This is a genomic window from Micromonospora sp. CPCC 205558 (assembly GCF_036902955.1).
In the GTDB taxonomy this organism is placed as follows: domain Bacteria; phylum Actinomycetota; class Actinomycetes; order Mycobacteriales; family Micromonosporaceae; genus Micromonospora.
Map to the genome: position 1 here is coordinate 182,913 of NZ_JBAKHR010000002.1, position 13,808 is coordinate 196,720.

At 70.1% G+C, this 13,808-nt stretch carries 14 protein-coding genes and 1 tRNA gene; 9 read left to right on the forward strand and 6 right to left on the reverse strand.

The features are described from left to right. Positions 1-13: 13 nt before the first annotated feature. Positions 14-1,630 carry a lipopolysaccharide biosynthesis protein gene (locus tag V6U86_RS03255; RefSeq protein WP_334498197.1) on the reverse strand — a complete coding sequence of 539 codons (1,617 nt, stop codon included), beginning with the start codon at positions 1,628-1,630 and terminating at the stop codon, positions 14-16. A gap of 13 nt (positions 1,631-1,643) precedes the next feature. On the opposite strand from V6U86_RS03255, the gene V6U86_RS03260 reads away from it, so the two are divergent. Both V6U86_RS03260 and V6U86_RS03265 read left to right on the forward strand, forming a co-directional pair. Continuing rightward, on the forward strand, positions 1,644-3,050 hold the full coding sequence (locus tag V6U86_RS03260) for an endo-1,4-beta-xylanase (RefSeq protein ID WP_334498199.1): 1,407 nt from the start codon (positions 1,644-1,646) through the stop codon (positions 3,048-3,050). A gap of 200 nt (positions 3,051-3,250) precedes the next feature. Beyond that, positions 3,251-4,708 (forward strand): sugar transferase, encoded by a 1,458-nt coding sequence (locus tag V6U86_RS03265; protein WP_334498201.1) that lies wholly within the window; start codon positions 3,251-3,253, stop codon positions 4,706-4,708. 119 nt (positions 4,709-4,827) lie between these two features. Here V6U86_RS03265 and V6U86_RS03270 read toward each other — a convergent pair whose 3' ends face one another. Beyond that, the gene (locus tag V6U86_RS03270) at positions 4,828-5,910 is read right to left on the reverse strand and encodes an LCP family protein (RefSeq protein WP_334498203.1); all 1,083 of its coding nucleotides are present in this window, start codon (positions 5,908-5,910) and stop codon (positions 4,828-4,830) included. A gap of 140 nt (positions 5,911-6,050) precedes the next feature. On the opposite strand from V6U86_RS03270, the gene V6U86_RS03275 reads away from it, so the two are divergent. From V6U86_RS03275 to V6U86_RS03285, 3 genes are all read left to right on the forward strand, one after another. Continuing rightward, complete coding sequence (locus tag V6U86_RS03275; RefSeq protein WP_334498205.1) at positions 6,051-6,884, forward strand: O-methyltransferase; 834 nt, start codon at positions 6,051-6,053, stop codon at positions 6,882-6,884. Positions 6,885-6,888: 4 nt separating this feature from the next. Further along, positions 6,889-7,707 (forward strand): MOSC domain-containing protein, encoded by an 819-nt coding sequence (locus V6U86_RS03280; protein ID WP_334498207.1) that lies wholly within the window; start codon positions 6,889-6,891, stop codon positions 7,705-7,707. Between the two features lie 111 nt (positions 7,708-7,818). Then, positions 7,819-8,805, forward strand: a complete 987-nt coding sequence (locus V6U86_RS03285) for an expansin EXLX1 family cellulose-binding protein (RefSeq protein ID WP_334498209.1) — start codon at positions 7,819-7,821, stop codon at positions 8,803-8,805. A 4-nt stretch (positions 8,806-8,809) separates the two neighbouring features. Here V6U86_RS03285 and V6U86_RS03290 read toward each other — a convergent pair whose 3' ends face one another. From V6U86_RS03290 to bcp, 4 genes are all read right to left on the reverse strand, one after another. Further along, the gene (locus V6U86_RS03290; protein WP_334498211.1) at positions 8,810-9,337 is read right to left on the reverse strand and encodes a GNAT family N-acetyltransferase; all 528 of its coding nucleotides are present in this window, start codon (positions 9,335-9,337) and stop codon (positions 8,810-8,812) included. A 91-nt stretch (positions 9,338-9,428) separates the two neighbouring features. After that, positions 9,429-9,511, reverse strand: a tRNA-Leu gene (locus V6U86_RS03295). After that, positions 9,497-10,423, reverse strand: a complete 927-nt coding sequence (locus V6U86_RS03300; RefSeq protein WP_334498213.1) for an HNH endonuclease — start codon at positions 10,421-10,423, stop codon at positions 9,497-9,499. Before V6U86_RS03300 ends, V6U86_RS03295 begins: the two co-directional genes overlap by 15 nt. A 30-nt stretch (positions 10,424-10,453) precedes the next feature. Then, positions 10,454-10,930 (reverse strand): thioredoxin-dependent thiol peroxidase, encoded by a 477-nt coding sequence (bcp, locus tag V6U86_RS03305; protein WP_334498215.1) that lies wholly within the window; start codon positions 10,928-10,930, stop codon positions 10,454-10,456. 177 nt (positions 10,931-11,107) lie between these two features. Between bcp and V6U86_RS03310 the strand changes: the two genes are divergently transcribed. The 4 genes from V6U86_RS03310 to V6U86_RS03325 are packed head-to-tail and all read left to right on the forward strand — an operon-like array spanning position 11,108 to position 13,778. Continuing rightward, the gene (locus tag V6U86_RS03310) at positions 11,108-11,824 is read left to right on the forward strand and encodes an energy-coupling factor ABC transporter permease (protein WP_334498216.1); all 717 of its coding nucleotides are present in this window, start codon (positions 11,108-11,110) and stop codon (positions 11,822-11,824) included. After that, complete coding sequence (locus V6U86_RS03315) at positions 11,821-12,237, forward strand: PDGLE domain-containing protein (RefSeq protein WP_334498219.1); 417 nt, start codon at positions 11,821-11,823, stop codon at positions 12,235-12,237. Before V6U86_RS03310 ends, V6U86_RS03315 begins: the two co-directional genes overlap by 4 nt. Positions 12,238-12,252: 15 nt before the next feature. Continuing rightward, positions 12,253-13,023, forward strand: a complete 771-nt coding sequence (cbiQ, locus tag V6U86_RS03320; protein ID WP_334498221.1) for a cobalt ECF transporter T component CbiQ — start codon at positions 12,253-12,255, stop codon at positions 13,021-13,023. Beyond that, on the forward strand, positions 13,020-13,778 hold the full coding sequence (locus V6U86_RS03325) for an energy-coupling factor ABC transporter ATP-binding protein (protein WP_334498224.1): 759 nt from the start codon (positions 13,020-13,022) through the stop codon (positions 13,776-13,778). The genes cbiQ and V6U86_RS03325 overlap by 4 nt, the downstream gene beginning before the upstream one ends. Positions 13,779-13,808: the final 30 nt, after the last annotated feature.

The window sequence follows — 13,808 nt, forward strand, 5'->3', positions numbered from 1 at the left end:
CTGTTCTCTTTCTTCAGACGCTCTGTTGGGTCTTGGACGGGGGAGTGGCGACTGGGGTGGACGCGGACCCGCGGTGGCTGCGGGCGAGGACGAGCAACCGACGAATGTCGCCACTGAGCACGAGCCCGGCCACGACGAACCCGGCGAGGGTCACCGCGGCGGCGGTCCACGACCAGGTCTGCATGACGTCCAGGCGGGTCACCAGCGCGGCGACCACGACCAGCGCGATGCTCCGGGCCAGGGTCATCGTCCAGGCGAGCCGGTGCAGCCACCAGACCGTGACGACCGGGATGGTCGCGGTGACGGCGGTGCCCACCAGGTAGCCGAGGCCGACCCCGGTGGCACCCATCGACCTGGCTGTGGCCACCACCACGGCCAACCCGATCAGGCAGCCCACCACGGCGGAGATGACTGGCACCCGGGCCTGGGTCAGCGGCCCGCTGGCCAACGCGTTCACCGACGGCACCTGAAGGATGCCGAGGAAGGCGGCGCACAGCATGATGCGCAGCACGGTGGCACCGGCGGCGTACTCGTGGCCGCCGAAGAGACCCAACACGAGGGGCGCGGCCAACAGGCCAACCACGAAGACCGGGGCCATCGTCACCGCCAGGGCACGCGTGGACGCGTCCACCTGTCGGCGTACCGCGGTGGTGTCCCCCGCGCCCTGAGCCCCCGCCATGGCCGGGAAGAGCGCCAGCGCGAGCGCCCGGGGCAGGAACCACAGCGGTGCGATCAGGGCGACGGCCGCGACCAGGTAGGCCACCTCGGACGGGTCCGCGAAGTGACCGGCGAGAAGCTGGGTCGTCTGGAGGAAACCGGCGCTGGCCAGGGTGCCGATGCTGCCCAGCACGGCGAAGATGACGACCTCGCGTCGGTCGAACCGCCCACCGGCCGGTGCCCCCTCACGTCGACGGTGGGCGCGTAGCCGGTGCCGGCACAGGGCGACGAAGATGCCGTATCCCAGGCAGAGCGGCAGAAGGTAGGCGGTTTCACCGGTGGCGATCACCACGACGGTGGTCACCACCGCCAGCGCGGACGTGGCCAGTTCGATGCGGGCGTACTGGGGGACGAGGCCGTGCCCGTACATGGCCGCCTTGTCCACCGTGTAGAGCGAGTAGGTGGCGGTCAACACCGCGAGCGTCACCGTGTCCACCGCGCCAAGGTGGTAGATCCGCTGCACCACCAGCGCCGTCGCGGCGCCGAGCACCAGGCAGGCCGTCAGGCCGAGCCGGGAGAGGAACCGGTGTACGGCCCAGGCCGCGGGCAGGTCGCCGGCGCCACGGTGAAAGGCGACGAACTTGGACAGGCCGCTGGAGACGCCGCCGGGCAGCAGCAGGCTGGCGACCATGCTCGCGGCCAGCATGATGCCGACCAGCCCGTAGGTGGCGCGGTCGGTGGCGTGGCTGGTGAGTGAGCCGTGCACCAGACGGGTCGCGCCAACCGCCACCAGGGCGAGCATCGAGAGCGCGCCGCTGCGCATGATGGTGGAGCCACCACGAACCGGGGGCTTCGGCGGGGGCACCGCAGCCGTGCCGCGCGCAGCGGTGTCGTCGGGTGTCCCGCCGAGTGGTGGGATCGCCGGATCCCGCAGGCGTGCCGCGCTGCCGTTGATGGGATGACCGTGCTGCACTGTCAGACCGCCGATGTCTCTATGGGTCGCGGCGCGACCGGGGGTGAACGCTGGCTGCGGTCGGCCTGCGCCGACACGTCGGTGCCGAGAAAGCCGGCCGACAGTCGGGCGGACCCTTTTTGTCGAGGGTCGTAGGATCGATCAGGCGCATCAGTTGGGCCTCGTCATGCTGCGTCGCTACTTCTGTCTGGGGATGCTAATGACCGAAGAGGTCCGCGCCGGTGCCGCGACGGGCACCGTTGTCCAAACGGACGACGGCTGGCTGGTGTCGCAAGCGCGGGTGCCGACATCGGTCGACCGCACGATGTCACGGCTGGCCCGGGCTCGTGTGGTTGTGCTGTCGGTGGTGGTGCTGGTCCTCGTCGCCTGCGCAGCATACTTTGGCTGGGACCGCGGAGTGGGCCCGGCCGAGTCGGTCGCCGCGCCCACCGGAAAGCCGTCGCCTACCCCGGGTCCGCCGGGGCTGCGCGACCTGATGCCGCCGAACGTCAGGATCGGATCCGCCGTCAGCGGGCAGCTGTTGGCTTCGGACGCGCGGTACCGCGGGACGCTCGCGAGTCAGTTCAACGCCGTCACCGCCGAAAACGCGATGAAGTGGACGAACCTGGAACCGAAGCGTGGCGTGTACGACTGGTCGGCCAGTGACCAGTTTGTCGACTTCGCCAAGGCCAACGGGCAGGCCGTCTACGGTCACACACTGCTCTGGCACAGCAACACACCGGTGTGGGTGACCGAGAGTTGGTCGCCTGAGCAACTGCGCGCCGCACTCAGGCACCACATCATCACCGTCGTCAGCCGCTACCGGGGCAAGGTCTGGGCCTGGGACGTGGTCAACGAGGTGCTCGCCGAGGACGGGTCGCTGAGAGACTCGCTGTGGCTGCGCAAGCTCGGCCCCCGCTACATCGCCGACGCGTTCCGCTGGGCCCACGAGGCGGACCCGGACGCCCGACTGTTCATCAACGATTACGGCACCGAGGGTCGCACGCGTAAGGCCGATGGCCTGCTGCGGCTGGTCAAGGAGCTGCGTGCGGGTGGCGTGCCGGTGCACGGGGTCGGCTTCCAGAGCCATCTCCGGTTGGGTTCGCCGCCGAAGGACGCGACGGGGAATCTGCGCCGCTTCGCGGCGTTGGGCGTCTCGGTGGCCATCACCGAGCTGGACGTACGCGTTCCGTTGCCGGTCACCACTCAGAAGCTGCTGGACCAGGCGTTGCTCTACCAGCACATGCTCAAGGCATGTCTCGCCGTATCCACCTGCGAATCGATCACGATGTGGGGCTTCACCGACGCCAGCAGCTGGATCGGTCCGCAGTATCCGGGGTACGGCGCCGCCTGCGTCTTCGACGACGAGTTCAAGCCGAAGCCGGCACATGGTGCGCTCCTGCAGGAGCTGAGTGCCCGGAAGTCGGCACCACCGGACTGATCTGGCTGAGGAAGGACCCGAACCGCCACTAGGCACGACACGGCATGGACGCATAGGGTGCACGTCGCGATCTCCCGACGGGGGCGACATGGGAAAGGAAGGTCGTGTCCGCACAGACGCAATTCCTCACGGCTGTCTCGTCGCAGCAAAGACCGAGCTTTGACCCCGACCTGGGGGTGATCACGCCTCCATCCAACGGCATGGCCCGGTCGGTGTTCGCCCGTCCGGTCGCGCCTCGGGCCAACTGGCGCCGCCGCTACGTAGCCTGGCTGGTCCTGCTCGACGTCCTCGCGGCCCTGGCTGCCAGCCGGACGGTCGTCACCCTGCTGGCCGACGCCGACGCCGGTTTCTGGGACCAGCGGGTGCTCGGGAACGTCAGCTCCTTCAGCCTCGCGGCCTTTGTCGGCGTCCCGGTGGGCTGGCTGATCCTGCTCGTCGCCGCCGGGGCGTATGACCAGCGTGCGCTCGGGCTGGGCACCGAAGAACTCAAGCGGGTGGCCCGGGCCAGCCTCGCGATGGCCGCCGCGGTCTCGTTCCTGGCGCTCGGCTTCAAGAAGGACCTGTCCCGGGCGACGGTCGCTGCCATCATCGTCTGCCTGCTGCTCTACACGCTGGTGGTTCGGTTCGCCGCCCGCGTGGTGCTGCGGCGGATCCGGCGTACCGGACGGGCATCGCAGAAGGTGCTGCTGGTCGGTCGTCTCGTCGACGCGCTCGCGGTGCATGAGGTGGTGACCCGTAACTACGGGGCCGGGCTGCACCCGATCGCCATCCACCTGCCACACCATCCCCGCCCCGGCGAGCGGGTGAACGCTCCGGTGCCGGTGTACGTGGGCTGGGATCTGGTGCCGCTGGTCCAACAGCTCGGCGCGGACACCATCGCGGTCTGCGGCCCGGCCAGCCTGGAGTCGTACGAGCTTCGTAAGCTCGCCTGGCAGTTGGAGGGCACCGGCCTGAACCTGGTGGTCGTCCCCCAGGTCACCGACGTCACCGGTCCCCGCATCCACGTCCGGCCCATCGAGGGCCTTCCCCTGCTCAATGTGGACGAGCCGACCATCTCCGGTCTCTCCCTGTTGGCCAAGAGCGTTCTGGACCGGGTGACCGCGCTGGTCGGGCTGGTGCTGCTGAGCCCGGTGCTGCTCGCCATCGCGCTGGCCATCAAGGTCAACGACCCCGGGCCGGTGATGTTCCGGCAGACCCGGATCGGCCACGAGGGTCGGGCGTTCAAGGTCTGGAAGTTCCGGACGATGTACACCGACGCCGAGCAGCGGCTGGCGGCCCTGAAGGATCGGAACGAGAGTGACGGCCTGCTCTTCAAGATGAAGGACGACCCTCGGGTCACCCCGATCGGCCGGCACCTGCGGGCGCTCTCCCTCGACGAACTACCCCAGCTGATCAACGTGTTGCGCGGGCAGATGTCGCTGGTCGGCCCACGTCCGCTGCCCACCGAGGACGACGACTACCGCGGTGACGTCCGTCGGCGGCTGCTGGTGCGGCCGGGCATCACCGGCCTCTGGCAGATCTCCGGCCGCTCCGACCTCACCTGGGACGACGCGGTCCGGCTGGACCTGCACTACGTGGACAACTGGTCGCTGGTGTACGACCTCGCCATCCTCTGGAAGACGGCCAGCGTGGTGCTGGCCCGGCGCGGGGCGTACTGACCGACCCGATCACTGGTGGTTTCCGGCAGGGCCACCGACACACAGCGACGGGCGGCGGCCGTGAGGCCGCCGCCCGTCTTTGTGGTGAATGCCGGCGGGTCCCGCGCCGGCCCCAGGTGTTACTTCTTGCCGAGGCTGACGATTTCGTCGACCGAGTCCCGGCGGACCGCGTCGTAGAACGTCTTGGCTCGGGCGTTGTCGGCCAACACCACGCTCTCCGAGCCGATCCGGCCGGTGCCCTTGGTGGGGCTGGTCACGAAGGTCATGTTCCCGCCACGGACCCCGCGCATCTGCGTCGCCATGTCGAACAGCGACAGCTCCTTGTCGACCGAGACCGAGCTCGAGGTGGCCTTGAGGAAACTGTTCAACTTGGCGGGGTTGGTGAGGATGCCGCCGGAGGAGGCCTTGTCGATGATGGCGCGGATCACCTGCTGCTGGTGGCGGATCCGGGCGAAGTCACCGTCGGCGAACTGCTTGCGCTGGCGGGAGTAGTCCAGAGCCGCCTCGCCGTCCATCCGCTGCACGCCCTTCTTGAAGGTGCGGAACGGCTCGTGGATCGAGGTGAAGCTCTTTTCCGAGTCGATGTCGACGCCGCCGAGCGCGTCGATGATCTCCTTGAAACCGGCAAAGTCGATCAGCGTCACGTGGTCCACCCGCACACCGGTGAACTTTTCCACCGTCTGCACCATGAGGGGCACCCCACCCCAGGCGTACGCGGCGTTCACCTTGGCGTCCCGGCCACCGTTGTTGCCGTTCGCCGACTTCGGCACCGAAACCCAGGTGTCGCGGGGGATCGAGATCAGCTGGGCGCTCTTCCGGTCCTTCGGCAGGTGGGCCAGGATGATCGTGTCGGTACGCGAGCCGCTCGTCTTCTCCGGGTCGCGTGAGTCGCTGCCCAGAATCATGATGTTCATGGCGCCGTCGACGCCCGCCTGTGGGCGTGACTCCTCGGGTACGCCGTCGAAGGCGTCGACCCGCTCGATACCCGACTCGACCGATCGCAGGTAGAGACCACCGGCGACCATGCCGCTGCCGCCCAGCACCAGCAAGATCAACAGGCTGAACAGGGCGATCCGGCGCCAGCGGCGGCGGCGGCGCGGCGGCGCGGCATCCGGCGAGATTTCCTCGGTCGGTTGAGGCCCGCCGGCGGCGCCGTAACTCGGTTCCGTCCAGTGCTCCGCTGTTTGTTCACGACGTGGCATGTGCGCGATGCTACTGAACCTGGTTTCTGATCGCGTACCCTCGTCCGGTCACCATCGTGTGACGTGGGTTCCGAATCGGGCGGCGCACCATCCGCCGTTTCCCTCTGCCGGCGCTCGCATGGAAGTGATATGAACCTTCGGTGGACGCAACGAAGCTCCGCCGAGCGATCGCCCGTACCCCACTCGCGCCCGTCGCCGCCTTTCCCAAGCGGTTCGCCCGGGTAGCCCGCCACGACGCCAGAGTGCTGCGCGCCTCGGCCCGGTGGCTGGTCACCTCCCGAGAGCATCACAACTACACCTACGAGCTGACCAAGCTGAGCCGCCACCACCTGACCTGGTTCGTCAGCGTCGTCTGCGACATCCCCGTGCAGCAGGTCCGCAGCTACGTCGCCGAGATCGAGTCCGACGACGCGCTGCGCCACCACATCGAGCAGGCCACCGCCACCGCAGCCCGCCGTGGCCTCGCAGACCGGAAGGTCCGCTACGCCCGACGCGTCGGCTGGTACGCGATCGTCCGGGCCACCCACCCCGCACACGTGGTGGAGACCGGCGTCGACAAGGGGTTGGGCACCTGCGTCCTGGCGTCCGCCCTGTTGCGCAACGCGCAGGAGGGGCACCCCGGCCGGGTCACCTCGCTGGACATCAACCCGGAGGCCGGCTACCTCGCCCGGGTCGCGCCCTGGTCGGAGGTCGTCGACCTGGTGATCGGCGACTCGATCGCCTCCATCGGCGCGCTGGACCGCCCGGTGGACCTGTTCCTGCACGACAGCGACCACAGCCGCGCCCACGAGAAGCGTGAGTTCGACGCCGTGGAGCCCAAGCTCGCCCCCGGCGCGATCCTGCTCACCGACAACGTCACCAGCACCAACGTGCTCGCCGAGCACGCCGAACGCACCGGCCGCCGGTTCCTCGCCTACCGGGAGAGCCCGGTCAACCACTGGTACCCGGGCGACGGGATCGGCGTGGCATGGTAGCCGGGTGCGGCTGACCTCCATTCACACGTACCCCGTCAAGGGTTGTCACCGGCTCGACCACGACGGTGCGTTCGTGCATCCGTGGGGGCTGGCCGGCGACCGGCGCTGGATGGTCGTGGACGCCGACGGCGTCGGCGTCACCCAGCGGGAGACGACCCGGCTCGTCGGCCTGCGCGCCTCGGTGCGCCCCGGCGGTCTGTCGCTGCGCGCCGACGGGCAGCCCGACCTCGACGTGCCGGAGCCGGCCGGCGGTGAACCGGTCGCGGTGCGCACCTTCCGCAGCCGGGCCTTCCCGGTCCCCGCGCTGCCCGCCGGCCAGGAGGCCGACGACTGGCTCACCGCCCTGCTCGGCCGACCGGTCCGGTTGGTCTGGCTCGCCCAACCGACCCGCCACCTGGCCGCCGGGTCCCGTGAACACGACACTGGTGACCAGGTCAACTTCGCCGACGCCTACCCGCTGCTGCTGGCGAACACCGCGTCCCTCGACGTCCTCAACGACTGGCTCGCCGAGGCCGGGGAGGAACCGGTGCCGATGACCCGGTTCCGACCCAACCTGGTGGTCAGCGGTGCGCCGGCCTGGGCCGAGGACGACTGGGTCGGTCGCCGGATGCGCATCGGCGATCGGTCGTTCCGGGCCGCCGGGCCGTGCGACCGCTGCGTGGTGACCACCACCGACCAGGAGACCGGGGTACGCACGAAGGAGCCGCTGCGCACCCTCGGTCGGTACCGCAACATCAGGCAGAAGCTCCTCTTCGGACTGAACCTGGTGCCGCTCGACAGCGGACCCCTGGCCGTGGACGCCCCGATCGTCGTCGCACCCTGACCGGGTCGCCGACCGGTAATCGGCACCCCCTCATCACCGTCCGTCGATGCTGTCTTAGCTTTGGCTTAGCCCGCTTGTCGGTAGGCGCCCGAGTCCGGCAGCATCGCCCTCGTGCCGGACGGAAGCGCTGTCGACATCAACATCGACCTGGACCACCCCCCAGAGGACCGGCCGGCACCGTCGTCCGGCGCGAAGCCCTGGCTCGTCGCCACCGGCGTCACCGTGCTCGCGGCGACGCTCGGGCTCACCCTCACCCTGCGCTCCGGCTCCACCCCGGCCTGCGCCGCCGGCCGGGCACTCGCCGCCGCGCCGCCCACCGGCACCGCCACGCACAGTGGAAAGGCGACCTTCTACGACTCCAAGGGCGCAGGCGGCAACTGTTCAAACCCAGCTGCCCCGGCCAACCGACTGTACGTAGCGCTCGGTCCGACGGAATACTCCGCCGGTGCCGCCTGCGGCGGATTCCTCGACGTGGTCGGCCCGAAGGGCACCGTCCGGGTGCTCATCATGGACCAGTGCCCGGAGTGCGAACCCGGGCACCTCGACCTGTCCCGCGAGGCGTTCGCCCGGATCGCCGACCCGGTCCAGGGCCTCGTTCCGGTCACCTACCGCGCGGTGGTCAACCCTCCCCTGCCCGGACCACTCACCTTCCGGATCAAGGAGGGCGCGTCGCAGTGGTGGTTCGCCGTCCGGGTCGGCAACCACGGCAACCCGCTGCGGTCCGTCGAGGTCCGGCAGGGTGACAGCGGCCCCTGGCAGTCGGCCGCCCGGCAGGACTACAACTACTGGCTGATCGCCTCCGGCGCCGGGCCGGGCCCGTTCAACCTCCGGATCAGCGACGTGTACGGCAACCGGGTCACCGTCGGCGGCATTCGGATGGCGCCGGGCCAGGTGCAGAACAGCACGGTCCGGATGTACGCACCCGGCGGCACGTCGACTCGACGTCCGTCCGCGTCAACCCGGCCGACGGGCAACCGGCCCACCGCCACGCCCACGCCGACTCGTCGCCCGGTCGAGGTGGCGAGGGCGAGCGCGCCGGCCACCGACCCGCCGACCACCAGGTCGGCCCGGGCGAACGCCCGATGGTGCGAGGGCTGACCGCTCAGTCGGCGTCCGTCAGATCCAGCCACATCAGAATCTCGTCCCGGTCGTCATCGGCTGCCACCCGCAACGCGCCCGGCAGCCGGCCGATCTCCCGATACCCGAGGCGGCCGTAGAACTTGTCCAACCCCAACCCGTCGCGCACCGTCACGTGCAGCGCCTCGTGGCCGAACGCCCTGCCCAGCCGGGCGGCCTCCACCATCAACGCCGAGCCGTAGCCGCTGCCCTGGGTGTCCGGGTGGACCATCACCCGCTTCAACACACACCAGTGCGCCTTGAGCGGGAAACGGTTGTCACTGAAGATCAGCATGGCCGCCAGTCGGTCACCGGAGTAGCCGACCAGCAGCCGGTCCGGTCCGTCGACGATGCCGACGAAGGTCGGATCGGCGATGACGTGCACGTCGGCGGCGGTGACCGGTGGCACGAAACCGACCGCGCCGCCGGCGTTGCTGACGTCCACCCACAGGTCGACGATCTCGGCACGTAGCTGCGGGGTCAGGTCGGGGTCGAGAACGAAGCGCAGACTCACGCTCGCCATCCTGACCCGACGACCAGGCCCACGACCCGCGACAGTGACGCGCCCGACAACCGCGCGCGGGCACGCGGTCGGTGTTGGACTGTGCGGGAGAGGGGATTCGAACCCCTACGCCCTTTCGGACAATAGGACCTAAACCTATCGCGGCTGCCGTTACGCCACTCCCGCCAACTCCGTGAGTCTAGAACGTCTCGCTCCGACGGTGTTGAGCCCGGCCTCCTTGAGAATGGTCGAGATCGTGCCATGACTCACCCTGCACGGCCCGTCAGGCAGGTTGCGCAGGATCCCCGACAGCCGCTTCGGCCCAGCATCCGGATTGGCCAGCGCCTGTTCGATCACCGTGTCTCGATGAGCCCTTGAACGCCAGCTGCGGTCCGGACGTGGTGTCAACACGCCTTCCTGCTCAAGGCTGCGCCGGACCTTGTACAGGTATGCCGGGTGACAGCCCAGGTGTCGTGCCGCGTCGACGGCCGTCATCTGTTGCGCGTCGACCCGACCGAACAGGTCGACGAGCTCCCCGCGCGTTGCCGGTCGACGGCCGGAACCGGCGGTCATGTGCCGGCGCTCCTCGCCGCTGGTCGCCGTTTCGGTGGGAACGGTGAGGTCACGAGCCCGATTCCGCCGGCCGGCGTAGGTGGCGGTCTGGCTGTGACAGTTCGGGCAGAGGAGCCGAAGATTCGGTGGCCGGTTGTCGAGGAAGTCTCCGTTGATGTGGTCGACGTGCAGGATGAGTGGCGCGCTCCGCCACACCGGCCCGATCCCGCAGCCCTCGCACTCCTCCGGCACGCCGAGGGTGCCCAGCGCCCACTTCAGCCGCACGCCCGGCGTCCGCCGGGACCCTTCGGGCAGCACCACCAGAAGCTGCGCGGAGGTGGTGCGCCGTTGACCACTGCAACCCTTGTTGGGTGCCTGCCTGGCGAAGTGTGACGTGTCGATGCCGAACCGCTTGAGCTGCCGGCTGATGTGCGCGTGCGAGCCACCGCCGACGCGTACGCCGAGCAGCCGCATCACCTCGGTGATGTTGCGCGCGACGGCGGCAGCGGCGGCCAGCGCTTCGGGCGTGTACTTGTATCGGACCACTGACGGACCGTAGCGAACGGGTCCGACAGATCAGTCCAGGCCGAGGTCGCGGCGGAGTTTGGCGACGTGCCCGGTGGCCTTCACGTTGTAGAGCGCCCGCTCGATCTTGCCGTCGGCGTCGATCACGAACGTCGAGCGGATCACGCCGGTGACGGTCTTGCCGTACAGCTGCTTCTCGCCGTACGCGCCGTAGGCGGTCAGCACCGCCTTGTCCGGGTCGGACACCAGCGGGAAGGTGATGGCGTCGCGCTCGCGGAACTTCGCCAACTTCTCCGGCTTGTCGGGGGAGATGCCGACGACCTCGTAGCCGGCGGCCTGGAGTGAGGCGAGCGAGTCACGGAAGTCGCAGGCCTGCTTGGTGCAACCGGGGGTCATCGCGGCCGGGTAGGCGTACAGGACGACCTTGCGGCCTCGCAGGTCGGCGAGGGAGAGCTGATCACCGGTGTCGGTGGCGAGGGTGAATTCGGGCGCTGGGTCACCGGGGGAGAGTCGGTCGGGCGCGGTCATGGCCCGACCCTACCGCCGCGCCTGCCGGTGCCGTCGCCGCTGACCGCCCCGGCAGGTCATCTCCGGTAAAGGTGATCATTACCTCGCGTTGTTGCCAGACTATGGCAACAACGAGGCTTGGGAAATAGGCTGAGCCACGCGGCCCGGTCGGGGGCCCGCTGATGCGTGGGAGGTCGCGTGGAGACACTGGCGATGCACATCTCGAACGGGATCATCGACGGTCCCGTGGCAGCGATCTTCGCTGCGCTCGCTCTGGCCGCGCTCACCGCCTGCGTTCTGCGCGGCCGGCGCGACCTGGACGACCGGCTGGCCCCGATGGCCGGCCTGGTGGCGGCGTTCATCTTCGCCGTCCAGATGCTCAACTTCCCGATCTTCACGGCCGGCGTCAGTGGCCACCTGCTCGGTGGCGCGCTCGCCGCCATGCTGGTCGGCCCGTGGGTCGGCGCGCTCTGCGTGGCAGTGGTGCTGGTCGTACAGGCGCTGATCTTCGGTGACGGCGGCGTGGCGATGCTCGGCCTCAACATCACGAACATGGCACTGCTCGGCACCGCCGCGGCGTACGCGCTGATCGCGCTGCTGCTGCGGGTGCTGCCCCGCACCCGGGCCGGTCTGGCCGTGACCGCGTTTGTCGCCGCGACGATCAGCGTGGTGGTGGCGTCGCAGGGCTTCGTCCTGCAGTACTGGCTGGGTGGCACCACCGACCTGGGCAGCAACCTGGGTGGCCTGGCCGGCACGATGGCCGGCGTCCACCTGCTGATCGGCATCGGTGAGGGCCTGATCACCGCGACCACCGTGCTCACCGTCGCGAAGGTACGCCCCGACCTGGTGTACGCGCTGCGCTCCCTGCGTACGCCCGCCGCTCCCGTCGTCCCGGTCGCCGGAGGTGTCCGATGAAGAACCGTTCCTGGGCTTTCCTGGCCGGCGGCCTGCTGGTCGCCCTGCTGCTCGCCGGCGTGGTCAGCAACTACGCCTCGTCGCACCCGGACGGACTGGATTCGTCCCTGCTCAAGGGCTGCACCGTCGACGCCGACGACAACATCGTCGGGGGAAGCTGCCCGGCTCAGCAGGCCCGTGACCACGAGTTGGCCGACAGCCCGCTCGCCGACTACGGCGTACGGGGCGTCCGGAACAGCTTCGTCTCCACCGGCCTCTCCGGGGTGCTCGGGGTGCTGGTCACCTTCGCGATCGGGGCCGGCGGGTTCTGGCTGCTGCGCCGGCGCGGCGGCACGCCGACCGACGGTGACGCGCCGACGCCCACGCCCGCCGAGGGTGACGCGGCGACGTCGCGCGCCGGCACGGCCAGCTGAGCAGGGGGTACGCGGATGGGTGCCGGTCACGGGCACGTGCTGTACCGCGAGTCGGACTCGCCGGTGCACCGGCTCCCGCCCGAGGTCAAGATCGTGGCGATGGTGGTCTTCACCATCGCCGTGGTGGCCACCCCACGTGAGGCGTTCTGGGCGTTCGGCGCGTACGCCGTGCTGGTGGCGGGCGTGGCGGCGCTGGCCCGGGTGGGCCCACGGTGGCTGCTCAGCCGAGCGTTGATCGAGCTGCCGTTCGTGCTGTTCGCCGTGGCCCTGCCGTTCCTGGGCAGCGGCGACCGGGTCGAGGTGCTGGGCCTGCGCCTGTCCGAGGACGGGCTGCACGGCGCGTGGAACATCCTGGCCAAGGGCACCCTGGGGGTGCTCGCCTCGCTGCTGCTCGCCGCGACCACCACCACCCGGGACCTGATCGTGGGGCTGGACCGGCTGCACTGCCCGCAGGTGCTCACCCAGATCGCCACGTTCATGTTGCGCTACCTCGACGTGCTCGTCGGCGAGGCGCGGCGGATGCGGGTGGCCCGGATCTCCCGGGGTGACGACCCGCGCTTCCTGTGGCAGTTGCGCGGCTTCGCCGCCGGGATCGGGGCGTTGTTCCTGCGCGCGTTCGAACGTGGCGAGAGGGTCTACCTGGCGATGCTGTCCCGGGGTTACACCGGGCGGATGCCCGCGGTGTGGCAGGGCGAGGGTGCGGCGAGCGTCGGTCAGTGGCTGGTCGCGGCGACCGTGCCGGTGTTGGCGGCCTCCATCGCCGCCACCGCCGTCGTGCTGTCATGATCGGTGTCGTGCAGACCGCTGTCTCGCTGGACGTTCGGGGCGTTCGCTACGCGTACCCGGACGGGCACGTCGCCCTGCAGGGGGTTGACCTGAACGTGCCGCGTGGCGACCGGGTGGCGCTGCTCGGGCCCAACGGCGCCGGCAAGACCACGCTGGTGCTGCACCTCAACGGTATCCTCACCCCGACCGAGGGCAGCGTGAGCGTCGGCGGGCTGACTGTCTCGCCGGATCGGGCCACCCTGGCCGAGGTGCGTCGCCGGGTGGGCATCGTCTTCCAGGACCCCGACGACCAGTTGTTCCTGCCCACCGTTGCGGAGGACGTGGCGTTCGGGCCGGCGAACCTGGGTCTGCGCGGGGCCGAGTTGGCCGCCCGGGTGGACGAGGCGCTCGCCGCGGTGGGGATGGGTGAGCACCGGGATCGGGCCCCGCAGCACCTGTCGTTCGGGCAGCGCCGCCGGGTGGCGGTGGCCACCGTGCTCGCCATGCACCCGGAGATCCTGGTGCTCGACGAGCCGTCGTCGAACCTGGACCCGGCGGCCCGTCGTGAGCTGGCCGAGATCCTGCGCGACCTGCCGGTGACCCTGCTGATGGTCACGCACGACCTGCCGTACGCGGCGGAGCTGTGCGAGCGCTCGGTGATCCTCGACGGTGGCCGGATCGTCGCCGACGCTCCCACCCTGGACCTGCTGACCGACACCCAGTTGTTGGCGAAGCACCGCCTGGAACTCCCCTACGGCTTCACCCCGCAGCCGTAGACCCACCCTCGGCCCCCCACCCCCACCCCC